Consider the following 19062-nt stretch of genomic DNA (forward strand, 5'->3'; position numbering starts at 1 on the left):
TGTACCCTTATGATCCGACCGTCGTCGTGCTGCCGGCCGCGGCAGAGGCAGCCGGGGCGGCATCATCCGCCGAAGGGTCGGCTTCTGGCGCCGAGGCCGGCTCTTCGGCCCGCGGCGCCTCGGCGGGCTCGGTTTCAGCCGCTGGCGCGGCATCTTGCCCCTGCCCGGCATGCCTGGCCTGCTCTTCGCGCAGGGTTTCGATCGACTGCAAGGTGTTGGCAACGGTGGGCAGCTTGACGTCGATAGAGGTATCGGCCATGTGCCGTGCGATCTTGAGCGCCTGGCGAGTTTGCGGCGAACGCTCGTCAAAGCGCGTTTCTATGGATTTGACCAGGGAGTCCGTTTCCGCTTCCCAGACTTTGGGCTGCCTCATCATCAGGGCGAGTTGAGCCGTCATGATGCGCAGGCGCAAAGTTTCACGGAAACGGGTGGCCTGATCGGGCGACATCAGCAGCGCGGTGGCGTCGTCCACGCGGCGAACCGTGATGAACTGCCCCAGGTCCCGCTGGACGGAATCCCATGCGGTGCGCGACCAGGATTCGGCGGTGGCCAGGCCTTGTTTCCACCAGGGCGCATCGGGGTCTGCCGCGCTGTCCGGGGTGCTGGACGCCGCTGCGGCGGATTCGGGCTGCGGGGCCGGCGTGGGTTCGGGTGCCGCGTCGTCAGGCACCAGCAAGGCGGCCTGGCTGATCAGACCGCTGAGTTCGTCCAGTTGGGTGGACAACAGAGCGATATCGATAGTCGAGGCCGCGCGCAGGCGGTCCAGATCGCCGTTGAGCGTTTGCTGCAGCGATGCCAGCCCCGGGCGGTTGGCCCTGGCCAGTTGCGCTTGCGCCGTTTCCAGGGAAATCACGGCATTGGCCACATTGCCGCCCAGTTGCAACTGTTGCTGGGCAATGGTGACCAGATGATCGACATCATTGATCAGGACGAGGTCCGAGCTGCTGTCGGTCAGGGTCTGGAAGGCCTGGTCCAGGCCATCGATCTGGCCCCTGAATTCACGCAGCGCATTTTCCAGTGTGGCAATCTGGCGGGACTGTTCCTGCGACAGGGCCAGGGCCTGCTGGGCCTGATCCGCCGCCTGGCGAACCGCAAGGGTGCTGTCCTGAACCTGGCCGGCCAGGTTGGCCTGGTTCTGTTCGAACTGCTTTTGCTGGTACCAGACCACGGCGGCCAGGGCCGCGACAATAAGCAGCGCCACAAGGAAAGCGGGCAACAATGGGGAACGCGATTTCCGGCGAGCCGGCGGCGCGGGAGGCGCCGCCGGGCTGGTTGCGGGCCCCGGCGACTTCGGCGTCGGGGTGCTGCCTGCCGGGCCTGCCGTCTTGGAGGCGGCAGCGCCGCCCGCCTGCCCCGAGGGAGCGGATGACGCGGACGTGGCTGCGGGCGAGGCTTGCGGGATCTCGGTTTTTTTATCAGTCATGACGAGATTGTAATCCTAGGAGCTTTCTGAAAGCGATGCCATCAGAGTGATCGTCTGAAATAGAGCGTCATCGCTGGGTTGGCATATTTTTACCACTGGCGCCTCTACCTTACCAGATGCCTTGAGTATCGATTGTAAACGGCTTGCAACACGCTCATGAATGACCACGAAGCGAGAACGGCTCCATGCATCCGACAGACCGAGCCGGACCACATTGGCATGCACGGCATTCACACTTTCGGTGCTGGTCAGCAGGCATACGCAGGGATGCTCCGCGGACAGGGCACGCGCAAACTGCCCCGCCTGCTGCGGGGTCCATTGCACCGGCCGGCGTGCATAAACGGCCAGCCGTTGCACTTGCAGCCCTGCTTCCTCCAGCTTTTTCCCCAGCCATTCGCGCCCTTTGCCGCCCCGCACAATCAGTGCGCGCTGCATCGTCGGCAGGCGTGGCGCAAGCAAGCACCACAGGCTTTCGGAATCCTGCTCGCCGCCCGCACCGGGATGCAGGATATGCGTGCGGGGAATCCGCGCCATGTCGTAAAGCTGGCGTGCGCTGGACACGCCGACCGTGGCCGCCAGCGTCCGGCCTGGCCACTCCTGCATGGCGCCGCGCGCCGACAGCTCGCTGAAATAGCGCTGCGCGGCGTGACCGCTTACGAATACGATCAAGTCATAATCGGCAGGCAAGGGAAAGGCGCCGGCGTCATGCGTGATGGGGTCGATCTGCAAAGCGGGCAGGAGCAATGCCGGCACGCCGGCCGCGGCAAGCCGGCGGGCCAGCGATTCATTTTTTCCTTGCGGACGCGTCAGAATGACGCTGGCTCGTAGGGCCGCTGCAGACACGGTGCGACCCCGTCAGGAAGCCGTATCGGAAGATAAAAGCCGGTCGAGTATCGCGCGGGCGCCCTGTTCAAGCAGTTCGCGCGCAATGCGCTCGCCCAGTTGTTCCGCCTGCGCCACCGGGCCGGATGCTTGAGCCCGGATGATGCGGGAGCCGTCGGGCTCGGCAACCAGGCCGCTGACGTTCAGGGTATGGCCGTCGCGCTGCGCAAACGCAGCCAGCGGCACTTGGCAGGATCCCCCCAGAACGCGGGATACTGCCCTTTCCGCCAGCGTGCAGGCGGTGGCGTCCGCATCGGCCAGCGGCGCCAGCCAATCCCGCATATCGCCGCGCGAGGCGATGATCTCGATGCCCAGGGCCCCCTGGCCCGCCGCCGGCAGGCTTTGCCCGGTGCTCAGGCAGCCGCGTATCCGGTCAGCCAGCCCCAGGCGCCGCAAGCCGGCCGCCGCAAGAATGATGGCGGCATAATCGCCGCGATCAAGCTTGCCCAGCCGGGTATCCAGATTGCCGCGCAACGGCTGCACCCGCAAACGCGGGTAGCGCTCGCGTATCTGGGCTTCGCGGCGCAGGCTGGATGTACCCACCACAGCGCCGTCCGGCAAGGCATCCAGCGATGCGTAATCGTTCGACACAAAGGCGTCGCGCGGGTCATCGCGCTCGAGAATGACGGACAGCGCAAAAGGGCTTTGCATATCCACCGGCACGTCTTTCAAGGAATGAACCGCCAGATCGGCCCTGCCATCGAGCAAGGCGGTCTCCAGCTCTTTGACGAACAGCCCCTTGCCGCCGACCTTGGACAGGCTGCGATCAAGAATCTGATCGCCGCGCGTCGTCATGGTCAACAGACTGACCTGGCATGCCGGATACAGTGCTTGCAGGCGACCCTGCACATGCTCGGCCTGCCATAGGGCAAGCCGGCTGGCGCGGGTTGCAATCACGAGTTTCGCGGGTGATGCAGACATGCCGGCGCTAGGCAAAGTAGTTAAGCAAAATAGCGGCGACAATGCCGATCAGGGCCAGGATGCCCAAGCCTTGCAGCAAAGACAACCCTGCCTCGTTCGGCTTTTTCCGGCCTGACGATTTGAACAGACTCATGCACTTTCTTCCTTGGCGCTGGATGCCTTGCGGGAACCCAGCCATTTACCCAGCAAAACAACCGATATGGCGCCGATGACTTCGGCGGTGATCTTGGCGGTGGTCGAGATGGGGCCGAACTGTTCGACGATGAAGACGTCGGTCACCAGCATGCCGCCGGCAATCCAGCCCAGCAGGGCCGCGCCGAACGTCACCACCAGCGGGAAACGGTCGATCAGCTTCAGGACCAGTGTACTGCCCCAGATGATAATGGGCACGCTGACGATCAGGCCGAAGATCACATAGTACAGCTGATGATCCAGGTGTGTGTTCTGGGCCGCGCCGGCAATGGCGATGACGTTATCCAGGCTCATGACGAAGTCGGCAATCAGAATAGTCTTGACCGCCGACCAGACGGAGCTGCCGCCCTTGATGTTGCCGTGCTCGTCTTCGTCGGGGATAAGCAGCTTCACGCCGATCCAGACCAGCAGCGCGCCGCCGACCAGCTTGAGGAAAGGAATGCCCAGCAGCGTCAGCGCAAAGGCGATCAGCAGGACGCGCAGGACGATGGCGCCCGCGGTGCCCCACAAAATCCCTTTCATGCGTTGTTTGGGCTGCAAATTGCGGCACGCCAGCGCAATCACGACGGCATTGTCGCCGCCCAGCAGGATATCGATCAGGATGATCTGGAATATGGCGCCCCAATGGAGCGTTTGAAAGAATTCAACCATTTTTAGTCCGTTTTAACCTAGAGGCGTGGTAATAAGAAATACCCGGCCGCAGCCAGTACGTCGGGGTCAAAAAAACGGGCCATTATAATTCAGCTTATGATGAGGTTCGCCGCAAGGCCCTGCGAGCACAGTCGATCTCGAAACCGTAAAACCGACCGCGCAGTAGGAATGGGCCCGCTTGTGGCGGGCCCGACCTGTACTTACAGTACCGACTTGAGCAGCTTGCCCATTTCGGATGGGTCGCGGGTCGTGCGGATACCGCATGCTTCCATGATCTCGAGCTTGGCATCGGCCGTATCGGCGCCGCCAGAAATCAACGCGCCGGCGTGGCCCATGCGCTTGCCCGCCGGTGCCGTGACGCCTGCGATAAAGCCGACCACCGGCTTTTTCATGTTGTCCTTGGCCCATTCTGCTGCGTTGACTTCATCGGGGCCGCCGATTTCGCCGATCATGACGACCGCATCGGTATCGGGATCGTCGTTGAACATTTGCAGCACATCGATGTGCTTCAGGCCATTGATAGGGTCGCCGCCAATACCCACCGCGGTGGATTGCCCCAGGCCGAGTTCGGTCAGTTGAGCCACGGCTTCGTAGGTGAGCGTGCCGGAACGGCTGACCACGCCGATGCGGCCCTTGCGCGAGATGTGGCCGGGCATGATGCCGATCTTGATTTCATCGGGCGTAATCAGGCCGGGGCAGTTGGGGCCCAGCAACAGCGTTTTCTTGTTCTGGTCGCGCATGCGATTGCGGACTTCCAGCATGTCGCGCACGGGAATCCCTTCCGTGATGCAGATGACCAGGTCCAGGTCGGCCTCGACGGCTTCCCAGATGGCGGCCGCAGCGCCCGCGGGCGGAACGTAGATAACGGAAACTGTTGCGCCGGTTTCAGCCTTGGCATCTTTGACGCTGCCGAAAATAGGCACGCCTTCGAAGTTTTCGCCTGCTTTCTTGGGATGTACGCCAGCGACGAAGGCATTTTTGCCATTCGCATATTCGCGGCACATATGAGTATGGAACTGGCCGGTTTTCCCGGTGATTCCCTGGGTAATGACTTTAGTGTCTTTGTTGATCAGAATCGACATTTACAAATCCTCGGCAATATTCTTATTTCGCGGCGGCTACGACTTTGGTCGCGGCTTCGGCCATGGTGTCAGCGCTGATAATGGGCAAGCCCGACTCGGCCAGCAGCTTTTTGCCAAGTTCTTCGTTGGTGCCCTTCATGCGTACGACCAGCGGCACGCTGAGATTGACGGCTTTGCACGCGGCAATGACGCCTTCCGCAATCACGTCGCAGCGCATGATGCCGCCGAAGATATTGACCAGAATGGCTTTGACGCCTTCGTTCTTGAGCATGATCTTGAAGGCTTCGGTGACTTTTTCAGCCGTTGCGCCGCCGCCCACGTCCAGGAAGTTGGCGGGCTCGCCGCCGAACAGCTTGATGGTGTCCATGGTAGCCATGGCCAGTCCGGCGCCATTGACCAGGCAGCCGATATTGCCGTCGAGCTGGATGTATGCCAGATCGAACTTGCTGGCTTCGACTTCAGCGGGGTCCTCTTCGTCCAGATCGCGGTACTCAACGATGTCAGGATGGCGGAACAGTGCATTGGAGTCGAAGTTGAACTTCGCATCCAGCGCGATGATGTCGCCCGAGCCGGTCAGGATCAGCGGATTGATTTCAGCCAGGGATGCATCCGTTTCCCAGTAAGCCTTGTACAGCTTCTGGAATTCGGCGGCGGCCTTGGCCACCGACGCGTCGGGCACGCCGATGCCGCGCGCCAGTTCGGCCGCTTCCTGGTCCGTCAGGCCCGTTTTGGGGTCGACGAACACTTTCAGGATTTTCTCGGGTGTTTTTTCAGCGACTTCCTCGACATCCATGCCACCTTCGCTGGACGCCATGACGCATACGCGCTGGGTCCCGCGGTCGGTCACGATGCCAACATAGTATTCCTTCTTGATGTCGGCGCCCTCTTCGATCAACAGGCGGCCCACTTTCTGGCCCTCGGGGCCGGTTTGGTGCGTTACCAGCTGCATGCCCAGGATTTCAGAGGACAATTGGCGAACTTCATCGAGTGAGCGGCCCAGCTTGACGCCGCCGCCCTTGCCACGGCCGCCTGCGTGAATCTGCGCCTTGACAACCCAGACCGGCCCGCCCAGCTTTTCCGCGGCTGCAACGGCTTCGTCTACGGAAAAAGCAGGAATCCCGCGTGGCACAGTCACGCCAAATTTCTTCAGCAGTTCCTTGCCTTGATACTCGTGAATTTTCATTTGTTACCTGTCAGAACGTAAAGATAAGAAAAAGAACGCGTTCGCCAGCGCCTGTAGCGCCATTGCCCGCTGTTGAGGGTTGCCTACTCGCATTTTGCTTCCACCTTGGGCGCAACGTACCACTGGGGATAGAACTCTTGCACCACCGGGCCATCCAGCCTTAAGGCATGACAGCCCGAAAGCTGAAAAGGCCGCTTCTGCGCATTGGTTTCTTGCTCTTGGCGCCGCCGGTTGGCCATCGTCTGGACCGCAGCAGTGGGCAACACATATGACAATTCGGTCATGTGCGTACAGCCTGCCTCGCGCCCGAAGCGGTCTTTAACCGTCTGGCGGAAGTTGCGCAGCAGATTCATGCCGACCAGCGCCCGGTAATCGGGCGTAATGCCGGCACAGTTTTCGTCATAGGGCGCCGCATCGTAATGGGCCACGGCCGACGTGATCGTGAACGTATCGTCGATCGTGACGCGAAGATGCATGTGATGGATGGGTTCGCCGGCCCGATGCACGACACCCGCCCTTTTGGGGAAATCGTAAGCCTTGACGTCGATGAGTTCGGCTTCAATATCCCACTGACCGTCTGCCCGGGCGAACGAGTTCACGCGTATGGAACGCGTGTGCAGTGGCTCGCGGGCGATATCGGGAGGCGGCAAGGGCATGTACGGAGAACACGAATTGCGATAAACCCTCTAAGTATAGCGCAGTGTTTGCGCCGCTTTGACCATCGCAAGCAGCGCCGCCTCGGTTTCAGGCCAGCCACGGGTTTTCAGGCCGCAGTCCGGATTGACCCACAGACGCTCCGGGGGCAGGCGCGTGGCGGCCTTTTTCATCAGTTCGACCATCCACTCTAATTTCGGGACATTGGGCGAATGGATGTCGTACACCCCTGGGCCGATATCGTTGGGGTAGTCGAAATCTTCGAATGCACCCAGCAGCTCCATATTAGAACGCGAGGTCTCTATAGTGATCACATCCGCGTCCATGGCCGCAATCGATTCGATGATGTCATTGAATTCCGAATAGCACATATGGGTGTGTATTTGCGTGTCATCCCGGACGCCGCCCGTGGACAGGCGGAAGCAATCGACCGCCCAGTCCAGATAGGCCTGCCAGTCGGCGCGCCGCAGCGGCAGGCCTTCGCGAAATGCGGGTTCGTCGATCTGGATCACGGTGATGCCGGCGGCCTCCAGGTCGGTGACCTCGTCGCGCAGCGCCAGCGCCAACTGCCGGCAGGTTGTTTCGCGCGGCTGGTCGTCCCGCACAAAAGACCACTGCAGGATGGTCACAGGACCCGTCAACATACCCTTGACAGGCTTGTCGGTCAGCGATTGGGCATAAGACGACCAGGCCACGGTCATGGCGGTGGGCCGGGCCACGTCTCCGAAAATAATGGGCGGCTTCACGCAGCGCGAACCATAACTCTGCACCCAGCCGTTCTGGGTAAAGGCAAAGCCGCCCAGCAGCTCGCCAAAGTACTCGACCATGTCATTGCGCTCGGGTTCGCCGTGCACCAGCACGTCCAGCCCTACTTTCTCCTGGAAACGGATGACATGCTCGATTTCAGCCTGCATGGCTTTTTCGTAGGCCGTGTCGCTCAGCGCGCCGTTCTTCCAGTCGCGGCGCGCCACCCTGATTTCGGACGTCTGCGGAAAGGAACCTATGGTCGTGGTCGGATAGGCAGGCAATCCCAGCTTTTCGTGCTGGCGCGCAATGCGCTGCTTGAATGGCGCCCGATCGCGCGTAATGGCGGCGGATGCCTCGAGCTGCTGCTGGACGCTGCGGTTATGGATGCGGGAAGAATTCTTTCTGGCCAGCAGCGCTTCACGCTGCTGTTGCAGGGCCTGCTGCGCGGCCGGATCGGCCGCGTCCGCCAGCGAGCCCGCCAAGAGATTCAATTCGCCCAGCTTCTGGGTGGCGAATGAAAGCCAACTGCGCAGTTCGGCATCCAGCTCATGTTCGGCTTCCAGGTCAACCGGCACATGCAGCAAAGAGCAGGACGGCGCCAGCCACAGGCGATCACCGCGCTTTTGCGCAATCGGCCGGATCAGCGCATCGGCCTTGTCCAGATCGGTACGCCATATATTGCGCCCATCGATCAAGCCCGCCGACAGCACTTGCTTGTCATCGAGCACTGCCACGATGCGCTCCAGTTGCTGGGGGGCACGCACAAGATCCACGTGTACGCCGGCCACAGGCAAGCCTTTGAGCACAGCGGCGTTTTCCTTGAGGTCATCAAAGTAGGTGGCGAGCAAGAGCTGCACCCCGCCTTCGGACAAGGCCTCGTAGACGCGCCGGAAAGCCTGCTGCCAGGCCAGGGGGAGATCCAGGGCAAGTATGGGTTCGTCGATTTGCACCCACTCCACGCCCAGTGCCTTGATATTGCGCAGTACCTCTGTGTACACCGGCAGCAGATTGTCCAGCAATGCCAGCTTGGCGCTGTCGCCCGCCCCCTGGCCGAAGGCATCGCCCTTGCCCAGCCAGAGCCAGGTCAAGGGGCCTGGAATGACGGGTTTGACGCGATGGCCCAAGGCCTGCGCTTCACGAATCTGGTCGAATAGATAACTGCGGGCAATGCGGTAGGATTGCCCGGGCACCAGCTCTGGCACGATGTAGTGATAGTTGGTATCGAACCATTTGGTCATTTCGCATGCCGCTGCAGGCGAACCAGTGGGCGCCCGGCCGCGCGCCATGCGAAACAGGGTGTCCAGCCCCACAGGTTCATCGCCCGCCTGGCCGAATCGGGCCGGAACCGCGCCCAGCAAGGTCGACCATTCCAGGATATGGTCGTACCAGGCAAAATCGCCTACCGGCACGAACTGAAGGCCGGATTTGGCCTGCACGCTCCAGTGCCTGGCCCGCAGCTCGCGCCCGGTGGCTTCCAAGTCTTGCAGGCTTTGATTGCCTGCCCAGTAGGCCTCTTGGGCCCGTTTGAGTTCGCGTTGCACGCCGATGCGGGGGAAGCCTAAACTATGAGTAACGGTCATTTTGATTCGCCAATAAATGAAAAATATTTGTTCTGATAGATATTGTGCCTATACAATCAGTTGAATCAAAATCAAATACACCATGTTTAGAATGAATTTAATTCATTAAATAGCATTGACTGAGCGAGCCGCCATGCTGGAAATACGTCATATGGAAACCTTGTGCGCCATCCGCGATGCCGGTAGCCTGCAAGAAGCTGCCGAAAGGCTGCATGTCACGCAGTCGGCCCTGTCGCATCAATTGCGCGATCTCGAGGTCAGGCTGAAAACGCCGCTGCTGAACCGCCGCACGCGTCCCGCCAGGCTGACGACGGCCGCCCTGCGCATCCTGGCCCTGGCCGATGTGGTGTTGCCGCAAGTGAAAGCGACGGAGCGGGATCTGCAGCGGCTGGCCGCCGGGCGAACCGGCCGCCTGCATCTGGCCATCGAGTGCCATTCATGCTTCCAGTGGCTGATGCCGGCCCTGGACGCGTTTCGGCACGATTGGCCCGATGTCGAGCTTGACCTGTCGGCCGCTTTTTCCTTTGCGCCCTTGCCGGCCCTGGTGCGCGGCGACCTGGATGTCGTCGTGACCTCAGACCCGCAAGCCATCGAGGCGGTCGAGTATCTGCCCCTGTTCCGATACGAACTGGTGCTGGCCGTGGCTGCCGCCAACCCCTTGTCGCAATACAAATATATTGAGCCGGAGCAACTGGCCGACCAGGTCATGATTACCTACCCGGTGGAACGGCAGCGCCTGGATGTCTTCACCGCCTTTCTGGACCCGGCCGGCATCGAACCCGCCTCGCTGCGCAAGGCCGAGCTCACGCCCATCATTGCGCAGTTGGTCGCCAGCCAGCGCGGCGTGGCCGCCCTGCCCAATTGGGCCTTGACCGAATACTTGAATCAGGGCTGGCTGCGCATATGCCACCTGGGCGAACAAGGCGTATGGCGCACGCTGTACGCAGCGGTGCGGGCCGAAGACCTCGAGGCCGACTATCTGCAGGCGTTCATGAAGCAGGCGCGAGACACCTGTTTCAAGACGCTGACAGGCATCAAGGCCGTGCGCTGATGTAACGGGGGCTGATGTAACGGGCGCTGATGTGACGGGCGCTGATGTGACGGGCGCTGAAGCAACCGGTGCTGAGGCATCGGACGTGCGGCGCCGCCGGGAACAGAACCCGCGCGTAGCGTGTGATCAGTCTTGGTCCGCTCCATAAGGAATATCGCCCAATATGCGCCGTAGCGCTTCGGCGGAAAAACCGCGGGAAGCCAGAAAACGGTATTGCCGGGCGTAGTCCTTGGCATGGGCGGGCGGCTGGCCGAATTTTTTTTCCCATAACGCGCGCGCGCGTTCGAGTTCGGTGCCGTGCAGTTGCTGACCCAGGCTGGCAATGGCGTCGTCCGCCACGCCATGCTGCCTGAGCTCGTTCAAAATGCGGCTGGTGCCCTGCCGCGGCGCTCGCCGGTTCAGCAGGCTTTGCGCAAAACGCGCATTGGATAACCAGCCTTCGCGCTCGAGGTCGTTCAGCAGGGGTTCAATGTCGCTGGGGTCATCGGCATAAGGGCTTAGCTTGCGCGCCAGTTCATAGCGCGAGTGCTCGCGCCGCGATAGATAGCCGATGGCGCGCGCTTTCAAGGAAGGCCCCGCTTTCCTGGGGGCCTTTTCCGAGGCGGAGCCGGGCGACAGCGTTTCGAAATCGTCGTCGTTCGATGACATGGCGCCCTTTTCCCGCAGGACTAGTCTTCGGCTTTGGCCTCGGCCACGGGCTTGCTGCCATTCGTGGCGGCCGCCTGGGGTATGACGCCCAGTTGCTCGCGAACCCGGTTTTCGATTTCGAAAGCCATTTCGGGGTGTTCTTTCAAGTATTCGCGGACATTGTCCTTGCCCTGGCCGATGCGCGTGCCGCTGTAGCTGAACCAGGCGCCTGCCTTGTCGACGATGCCGGCCTGTACGCCCAGGTCGATGATTTCGCCCTCGCGCGAGATGCCCGCCCCGTACATGATGTCGAATTCGGCCTGCTTGAATGGCGGCGCAACCTTGTTCTTGACGACCTTGACGCGGGTTTCGTTGCCGACGACCTCGTCGCCCTTCTTGATGGCGCCAATGCGGCGGATATCGAGACGGACGGACGAATAGAACTTGAGCGCGTTGCCGCCCGTGGTGGTTTCGGGATTGCCGAACATGACGCCGATTTTCATGCGGATCTGGTTGATGAAGATCACCATGCAGTTGGCGCGCTTGATGGTTGCCGTCAGCTTGCGCAGGGCCTGGCTCATGAGGCGCGCCTGCAGGCCCGGAAGGGAGTCGCCCATGTCGCCTTCGATTTCGGCCTTGGGCACCAAAGCCGCAACCGAGTCGATGACAATCAGGTCGACCGACCCGGAACGGACCAGGGCATCGGTGATTTCAAGGGCTTGCTCGCCGGTGTCGGGCTGCGAAATGAGCAGATCGGCCAGATTGACGCCCAGCTTGGAGGCGTATTGGACGTCGAGCGCGTGTTCGGCATCGATGAACGCGCAGGTGCCGCCGATTTTCTGCATTTCGGCGATGACTTGCAGGGTCAGCGTGGTTTTACCTGAAGATTCGGGGCCGTAGACTTCGATGACCCGGCCGCGCGGCAACCCGCCGACGCCCAGCGCGACATCCAGCCCGAGCGAACCAGTGGAAACGACCTGGATATCGTGCTCAACAGTGTCGTCGCCGTAACGCATGACCGAGCCTTTACCAAACTGCTTTTCAATTTGGGATAAGGCGGCGGCCAGGGCCTTGTTGCGCTCGCCGGCGGCTTTGCTGTTTTTGTCGTCCATGTAGGGTCCTTGACTGAAAAGCGAAAATGGATAAAAACGGACAAGCACCCCAGGTGCCGGCTGCCCATTTGTGGATGGCAATGTTTTGGGCTATGCAACATCAAGCGTAGCCGGCCAACGGATTGCCAAGTGAATTATTGCATCAAATTATACTGTATAAATACACAGATATCTACTGCACTACATCGTTATCCCTGACTGTTCATCCCCGAACGATGGTGCCAAAATGGTTCTTCCTGCCTACTTACCAAGTGTCGACCACCCTGTCATGCGCATTCTAATCGCCGAGGACGACAGTATTCTTGCCGATGGACTTTCCCGTTCCCTTCGCTACGAAGGCTATGCCGTCGACGTCGTCAATGATGGTTCCAGCGCCGACTCCGCGCTGCAGCTCCAAAGCTTCGACCTGCTGATTCTTGACCTTGACCTGCCCCAGTTGCACGGCCTGGCGGTGCTGCGCCAGTTGCGCCAGCGCCAGACCCCCCTGCCGGTATTGATTTTAACAGCCGCCGATACGGTGGAACAACGCGTCAAGGGCTTGGATCTGGGCGCCGACGACTACATGGCCAAGCCTTTTGCGCTGTCCGAGCTCGAGGCCCGCGTACGGGCGCTGACCCGCCGTAGCGCCGGCATCGGCACAACCGTGCTGCGCTACAAGCATCTGAGCTTCGACCTGAATGGGCGCATTGCCCATATCGACGATCAGCCCCTGGAACTCTCGGCCCGCGAAACCAGCCTGCTTGAAATCTTTCTTTCGCGCTGCGGCCGCATGATCAGCAAGAACCAGTTCGTCGACCTGCTCTGCGAATGGGGCGAAGAGGTCACGCCCAATGCCATCGAAGTCTATATACACCGCCTGCGCAAAAAAATAGAACCCAGCGGCGCCAAGATTGTCACTGTTCGGGGCCTGGGCTACTGCCTGGAACCCGAAAACCGCAATGACTCCCTGGCCGCCTGAGCCCAGGGGCTGATGGGTGTCCGATCCGATGCTGATCGACCCGCAAGTCCTGAAAGACACCAGCGCCGGCACCGAGCCGGCTGAAAAACCGTTTTTTTTCGGCTTGTTCAAGCGCAAGAAAAACAACCGCGCCCTGCTGAACAAGATCATGATCTGGATGTTCGGCCCCTTGTTCCTGCTCTGGACCGTCGGCCTGGTCATTACTTATTTCATTGCCCAGAACATTGCCAACGCCCCCTATGACCGCGCGCTGGCCGACCACCTGCGCATGCTCAAGCACGAAGTGGAGCAGCAAAAAATCGCAGAAGGCATTCAACTGAGCACATCGGCCATCACCATTTTGCAAGGCGATCCCGCCAACATGATCCACTGGGAAATCCGGGATGCCAACGGTAATTCACTGGGCGGGAACGCCAGCATACCGTTGCCCGACAACTGGACTTATGAAGAGGACAAGCTGCGCTTGCGCAATGAAACCGCCGACAACCACAGCATACGGGTCGCCTACATCTGGGGCGGAAAAGACCTGAACGGCCTGCCCTTTCTGATGGTCGTATCCCAGTCCAATCAGATGCGTGCAACCCTGCAGCAGGAAATCCTGACCGGGATGCTGACACCGCAACTGATCGTGCTGCCCTTGGCCGCCCTGCTGGCCGGCCTGGGGCTGACGCAAGGCCTGGAACCGCTCAGCCTGCTGCAAGAACGGATACGCGCGCGGCGCGCCAACGATATGTCGCCGATCAGCGCCGAGCTGGCACCCGCTGAAATCGTTCCATTGGTCGCCGCCATGAACAGCCTGCTGCTGCGGCTTGCCGCCACCAACGAGACGCAGCGCCGCTTCGTGGCCAACGCCGCCCATCAGTTGAAAACGCCGCTGGCGGGCATGCGGACACAGGCCGAACTGGCCCTGCGCGAGCGCAGCCCCGACAAGCTCAATGCCAGCCTGGAACAGCTGGTGCTGGGTTCAGAGCGCGCCACCCGCCTGGTCAATCAGCTGCTGACACTGGCAAAGGCCGAAAGCACGGAAGTCCCGAATCTGTTTCCGGCCGCCGATGTCGATTTGAATGCGCTGGCGGAGCAGCAGTCCCTGCAATGGGTCGACATCGCCCTGCAGAAAAACATCGACCTGGGTTTCGAGGCCGCAGCCGGCCCCATCCATATTTCCGGCGATCGCATGATGCTGGCTGAGCTCTTGAACAATCTGATCGAGAACGCGGTGCTGTACAGCGCTTCGTCAGGATGGGTGACTGTAAGGGCCGGCGGGGACCCGCTGTCGGCCTATCTTGAGGTCGAAGACTCCGGACCGGGCATTTCAGCGGAAGACCGCGATCGCGTCTTCGACCGGTTTTTCCGCGTGCTGGGCAGCCAGGAGGATGGCAGCGGACTGGGCCTGTCCATTGTCAAGGAGATCGCCGAGCATCACCACGGCAGCGTCGCTTTCATGCCGACGGGGCACCGCAACGGCATCCGGGGCGGTACCTGCATACGCGTGACGTTCAACCGCATCAAGCCCGCCCCTGCGGCAGCCATTTAGGGCGTGCTGTGGCAATTTCCGCAACACATTCAGGCTTTTTGTCAGCTTGGTGTCAGCCAGATCCCTTAATGTCAAAAAAACCGGCGCCATAAGCCAGCCAAAAAAACAGAACAAATCCGACACGGAGACACTATGCATAGCACGACAACGGTCGTTGAGCCCGGCGCCGCGTCTATTGGCGCCCCGGCGTCGACGAACCGGCCCATGACCCCGGAGGAAAGACGGGTCATTTTTGCATCATCGCTGGGGACCGTGTTCGAGTGGTATGACTTTTATCTGTATGGCTCGCTGGCGGCCGTCATTGCCCTGCACTTCTTTTCGGGCGTCAACCCCACCGCCGGTTTCATTTTCGCCCTCCTGGCCTTTGCCGCCGGCTTTGCCGTACGTCCGTTCGGCGCCCTGGTCTTCGGCCGCCTGGGGGATCTGGTCGGGCGCAAGTACACTTTTCTGATCACCATCCTCATCATGGGGATGTCTACCTTCCTGGTCGGCGTACTGCCCTCTTACGCGTCGATCGGCCTGGCCGCGCCGGTCATTCTGATCGGCCTGCGCATGCTGCAAGGGCTTGCGCTGGGCGGGGAATACGGCGGCGCCGCGACCTACGTGGCCGAACACGCGCCCCAGAACCGGCGCGGCTTCTACACCAGTTGGATACAGACTACCGCCACCATGGGGCTGTTTCTGTCCTTGCTGGTCGTCCTGGGCATACGGAAGTCGCTGGGCGAAGAGGCCTTTCTGGACTGGGGCTGGCGCATACCCTTTCTTATCTCCGCCGTTTTGCTGGGTATTTCCGTATGGATACGCATGCGGCTGAACGAGTCGCCCGCCTTCCGGAAGATCAAGGCGGACGGCACCGGCTCCAAATCGCCCATCAAGGACTCCTTCGGAAAATGGAGCAACCTGAAGATCGTGCTGCTGGCCCTGTTCGGCCTGGCCGCCGGCCAGGCGGTCATCTGGTACACCGGCCAATTCTATGCCTTGTTCTTCTTGACCAAAACCCTGGCCATAGAGCCCAATACCGCCAATATCCTGCTGGCGCTGGGCTTGCTGCTGGGCACCCCGTTTTTTGTGGTGTTCGGCGCCCTGTCGGACCGCATCGGACGCAAGCCCATCATCATGGCCGGCTGTCTGATCGCCATTGTTGCCTACTTTCCCGTCTTCAAGGGCCTGACGCATTTTGCCAATCCGTCGCTGGAAAGAGCCCAGGCTTCCGCACCCGTCACCATCATCGCCGACCCCGCGACCTGCTCCTTCCAGTTCAATCCGGTGGGCGTATCGTCGTTCAAAAGCTCCTGCGACATCCTCAAGGCCTTTATGGCCAGCAATGCCGTCAACTACACCAATCAGGCGGCGCCCGCCGGCAGCCTGGCCAAGGCACGCATCGGCAACGACGAATTCGCATCATTCGAGGGCCAGGCCTTGAGCAAGGCCGATTTTGCCGCCCGGTCGCAGGAACTGAAAAAATCCCTGACGGATGCCATACGCAGCCATGGCTATCCGGCCAAGGCCGACCCGTCGGAAATCAACTACATCATGGTCGTCCTGCTGCTGACCTTCCTGGTCATCATGGTCACCATGGTGTATGGCCCGATTGCCGCCATGCTGGTCGAAATGTTCCCCACCCGCATCCGCTACACCTCCATGAGCCTGCCCTACCATATCGGCAATGGCTGGTTCGGAGGCTTCCTGCCGCCGGTGGCCTTTGCCGTCGTCGCCGCAACCGGCAATATTTACGATGGCCTGTGGTACCCCATCATCATCGCGTCCATTACGCTGGTGGTCGGCGTCCTGTTCGTCAAGGAAAGCAAAGACAATGACATCAACGCCTGATCGCCGGCGGTTTCAGGCTAACGTCAGGCTGGATCGGTACACTCCCTGAATAGAAAGAGCTTGTGTTTCCTGTCGTCAAGCGTCTGATCCCCCGGCTTGGCGGTACGGCTGCTCTTTTTATCACCTGCATTGCGCCCCCCGCGAGCCTTTTTAGCGCAATGCAGTGTGTCTCTGATGGCCCGGCGCTACGGCACTCGGGCCATTTTTTTGCGCTGCGCAAATGGGCTTACAATCAGCGCTCATTCATTTTTTGCGATCACGTCCGGCCTGCCGGGCAAACTGGGTCGCATCGACAACTCAAGAAGACATCTGCATATGTGGTTCAAGAATCTCAGGATATTTCGCCTTGCCCCCTCGTGGTCATGTACCGCCGACACACTGGAAGCCGCGCTCGAGAAACAGGCCTTCCGGCCCGGCGGCAGCACGGACATGCAAAGCCTGGGATGGATCGCCCCGCGCGAGGACAGCGGCTTGGTCTACACGCAGAACGGCCAGTACCTGATCACTCTGCGCGCCGACAAAAAGCTCCTACCCACCACGGTGATCAACCAGGTTGCCAAGGCCAAGGCGCAGGACATTGAAGAACAGCAAGGCTTCAAGCCGGGCCGCAAGCAAATGAAGGAAATCAAAGAGCAGGTCACCGACGAGCTGCTGCCCAAGGCATTCAGCGTTTATCGGGACACCCGGGTCTGGATCGACACCCAAAATCACTGGCTGGTGATCGATGCGGCGGCCGCCGCCAAAAGCGACGAGGTCCTGGGCATGCTGGCCAAAGCCATGGAAGCTTTGCCGGTCTCTCCACTTTATGTCGAGCAATCGCCGGCCTCGGCCATGACGAACTGGTTGGTCAGCGACGAGCCGCCGTCCGGTTTTACCCTGGACCAGGATACCGAGCTGCGTTCCACCAGCGATAGCGGCGCCGCAGTGCGCTACGTGCGCCAAAGCGTCGAGATCGACGATGTGCGCAAGCATGTGCAGGCCGGCAAGCAGTGCACCCGGCTGGCCATGACCTGGAATGACCGGGTTTCGTTCGTGCTGACCGAAGGGCTGGACATCAAGCGGGTCAATCCGCTGGATGTCCTGAAAGAAGGCCAGGACAGCGCGGCGCACAACGAGGCCGAGCAGTTCGATTCGGACTTCACCCTGATGACGGGCGAGCTGTCGCGCCTGATCGCCGGCCTGGTCGAGGCATTGGGCGGCGAAAAGCAGTCATAGGCCCAAGGCCCCGCCGCCCAAGCGCCAGGGCCTCGGGGCACGGGCGCTTGGGCCCATGCCCCAAGGCGTATCAATCCATTCCGTGGAATACGCTATCGTCGGGGCCGATGTGGGACGGCGGGCTCCAGGTGACATCGCGCAGGGAGTGCTGCACCAGCCCTTCCACACCCAGCAGCACGGCAAAAATGGCCATGCGAACCGGGATGCCATTGTCAGTCTGGCGGAAGATCGCCAGGCGCGAATCATGATTCAGATCGACGCTCAGGTCATTGGCGCCCTCGCGGCTGTCGCGCGGCAGCGGGTGCATGACAATCACGTCGGGCCCGCAGCACTGGTCGACAATCGCCTTGTTCACCTGGAAGTCCGGCGTATAGCCTTCGAGTTCTTCGGCGGCGAAACGCTCTTTCTGGACACGTGTGGCATAGATGACATCGGCGCCTGGCAAGCCCTGCTCCAGCGAGTGGGTCTGCTCGATGACGTGGCCCCGCGCGCCGGCCTGCTCCAGCACATAGTCAGGCATTTCCAGCCCGCGCGGTGAAATCAGGGTGAACTTCAAGCCGCGGTACAGGGACAGCAGCTTGATCAGCGAATGCACGGTGCGCCCGTATTTCAGGTCTCCGACCAAGGCGATATGCGCGCCATCAAGCAGTTTTCCCAGACGCGAGAATTCGGTCAGAATGGTGTACAGGTCCAGCAGCGCCTGACTGGGGTGCTCGCCGGGGCCGTCGCCGCCGTTCACCACCGGAATATTGGTTGCGCGGGCAAACTCCGCCACAGACCCTTTTTCGGGATGGCGAATGACCATGGCATCGACATAACCGCTCATGACCCGGCTGGTGTCATAGATGGATTCGCCCTTGGCCATGGACGAGAACGTAAAGCCCGTGGTATCGCATACGGAACCGCCCAGCCGGCAAAAAGCCGCGCCGAAGCTGACGCGCGTACGGGTACTGGCTTCGAAAAACAGGTTGCCCAGCACCGCGCCTTCGAGTACGCGCGATACTTTCTGGCGCCTTGCAATCGGCTGCATCTGATCGGCGATCCGGAAGAACTCTTCGACCGATTCGCGCGTGAACTGATCGACCGACAACAACTGGTGCTTGCCTTCGGCCGCGATACGGTTGCGTAGCGGCCCGGTCTGTGCGCTTTGCGCATATTTTTGCAGCAAAGCCTCGTTTTCGACGATTTCCGTCACGAAGCGATTGACCACTTCAGGCATGGCCCTGAATTCCTGCGACCCTTCCGGCAAGAGCCATGTGTCCAGCGCACGGCGCTTGACGCCGATCCGGCCGGCAAATACATCACGCGTCAGATTCAGCCGGCGCATGGCATCGCGAAGAAACACCTGTTGCGAGACAGTCATGAGGAAAAACCCTTGTTATATACGCAAAGCGTATATTTTATTTTCACTCAATACAAT

17 protein-coding genes are annotated in these 19062 nt (G+C 60.8%); 5 read left to right on the plus strand and 12 right to left on the minus strand.

What is annotated here, in order from left to right; all coding sequences use genetic code 11:
- Positions 1-7: 7 nt before the first annotated feature.
- The 9 genes from RE432_RS15365 to metE all read right to left on the minus strand — a co-directional run bounded on the left by RE432_RS15365 (position 8) and on the right by metE (position 9315).
- A complete protein-coding gene (locus RE432_RS15365) occupies positions 8-1423 on the minus strand; it encodes a uroporphyrinogen-III C-methyltransferase (RefSeq protein WP_310934383.1) in 1416 nt (471 codons plus the stop codon).
- Positions 1424-1438: 15 nt separating this feature from the next.
- Positions 1439-2266: a uroporphyrinogen-III synthase gene (locus RE432_RS15370; RefSeq protein ID WP_310934384.1), complete on the minus strand. Its 828-nt coding sequence runs from the start codon at positions 2264-2266 to the stop codon at positions 1439-1441.
- A gap of 12 nt (positions 2267-2278) precedes the next feature.
- On the minus strand, positions 2279-3226 hold the full coding sequence (gene hemC / locus RE432_RS15375; RefSeq protein WP_310934385.1) for a hydroxymethylbilane synthase: 948 nt from the start codon (positions 3224-3226) through the stop codon (positions 2279-2281).
- Positions 3227-3233: 7 nt separating this feature from the next.
- Positions 3234-3359 (minus strand): hypothetical protein, encoded by a 126-nt coding sequence (locus RE432_RS15380; RefSeq protein WP_310934386.1) that lies wholly within the window; start codon positions 3357-3359, stop codon positions 3234-3236.
- Complete coding sequence (locus tag RE432_RS15385) at positions 3356-4069, minus strand: TerC family protein (RefSeq protein ID WP_310934387.1); 714 nt, start codon at positions 4067-4069, stop codon at positions 3356-3358. The genes RE432_RS15380 and RE432_RS15385 overlap by 4 nt, the downstream gene beginning before the upstream one ends.
- 200 nt (positions 4070-4269) lie before the next feature.
- Positions 4270-5151, minus strand: a complete 882-nt coding sequence (sucD, locus tag RE432_RS15390; RefSeq protein WP_310934388.1) for a succinate--CoA ligase subunit alpha — start codon at positions 5149-5151, stop codon at positions 4270-4272.
- A gap of 22 nt (positions 5152-5173) precedes the next feature.
- Positions 5174-6334, minus strand: coding sequence for an ADP-forming succinate--CoA ligase subunit beta (sucC, locus tag RE432_RS15395; protein ID WP_310934389.1), 1161 nt, complete (start codon positions 6332-6334; stop codon positions 5174-5176).
- 83 nt (positions 6335-6417) lie between these two features.
- Positions 6418-6990: a DUF2889 domain-containing protein gene (locus RE432_RS15400; protein WP_310934390.1), complete on the minus strand. Its 573-nt coding sequence runs from the start codon at positions 6988-6990 to the stop codon at positions 6418-6420.
- A 30-nt stretch (positions 6991-7020) separates the two neighbouring features.
- Entirely contained in the window at positions 7021-9315 is a 2295-nt protein-coding gene (gene metE / locus RE432_RS15405) for a 5-methyltetrahydropteroyltriglutamate--homocysteine S-methyltransferase (RefSeq protein ID WP_310934391.1), read from the minus strand.
- A 133-nt stretch (positions 9316-9448) separates the two neighbouring features.
- Between metE and RE432_RS15410 the strand changes: the two genes are divergently transcribed.
- Entirely contained in the window at positions 9449-10366 is a 918-nt protein-coding gene (locus RE432_RS15410) for a LysR substrate-binding domain-containing protein (RefSeq protein WP_310934392.1), read from the plus strand.
- Positions 10367-10492: 126 nt separating this feature from the next.
- On the opposite strand, the gene recX is transcribed toward RE432_RS15410, so the two are convergent.
- A complete protein-coding gene (gene recX / locus RE432_RS15415; protein WP_310934393.1) occupies positions 10493-11014 on the minus strand; it encodes a recombination regulator RecX in 522 nt (173 codons plus the stop codon).
- A 20-nt stretch (positions 11015-11034) separates the two neighbouring features.
- Positions 11035-12105, minus strand: a complete 1071-nt coding sequence (recA, locus tag RE432_RS15420; RefSeq protein ID WP_310934394.1) for a recombinase RecA — start codon at positions 12103-12105, stop codon at positions 11035-11037.
- A 268-nt stretch (positions 12106-12373) separates the two neighbouring features.
- On the opposite strand from recA, the gene RE432_RS15425 reads away from it, so the two are divergent.
- The 4 genes from RE432_RS15425 to RE432_RS15440 all read left to right on the plus strand — a co-directional run bounded on the left by RE432_RS15425 (position 12374) and on the right by RE432_RS15440 (position 17642).
- The gene (locus RE432_RS15425) at positions 12374-13063 is read left to right on the plus strand and encodes a response regulator transcription factor (protein WP_310934396.1); all 690 of its coding nucleotides are present in this window, start codon (positions 12374-12376) and stop codon (positions 13061-13063) included.
- A 16-nt stretch (positions 13064-13079) separates the two neighbouring features.
- A complete protein-coding gene (locus RE432_RS15430) occupies positions 13080-14597 on the plus strand; it encodes a sensor histidine kinase N-terminal domain-containing protein (protein WP_310934397.1) in 1518 nt (505 codons plus the stop codon).
- A 204-nt stretch (positions 14598-14801) separates the two neighbouring features.
- On the plus strand, positions 14802-16427 hold the full coding sequence (locus tag RE432_RS15435) for an MFS transporter (RefSeq protein ID WP_310935194.1): 1626 nt from the start codon (positions 14802-14804) through the stop codon (positions 16425-16427).
- A gap of 315 nt (positions 16428-16742) precedes the next feature.
- Positions 16743-17642: a recombination-associated protein RdgC gene (locus RE432_RS15440; protein ID WP_310934398.1), complete on the plus strand. Its 900-nt coding sequence runs from the start codon at positions 16743-16745 to the stop codon at positions 17640-17642.
- A 70-nt stretch (positions 17643-17712) separates the two neighbouring features.
- On the opposite strand, the gene RE432_RS15445 is transcribed toward RE432_RS15440, so the two are convergent.
- Complete coding sequence (locus RE432_RS15445) at positions 17713-19005, minus strand: aspartate carbamoyltransferase (protein WP_310934399.1); 1293 nt, start codon at positions 19003-19005, stop codon at positions 17713-17715.
- Positions 19006-19062 lie beyond the last annotated feature (57 nt).

This window comes from Pusillimonas sp. SM2304 (assembly GCF_031628915.1).
GTDB lineage: Bacteria > Pseudomonadota > Gammaproteobacteria > Burkholderiales > Burkholderiaceae_B > Pusillimonas_C.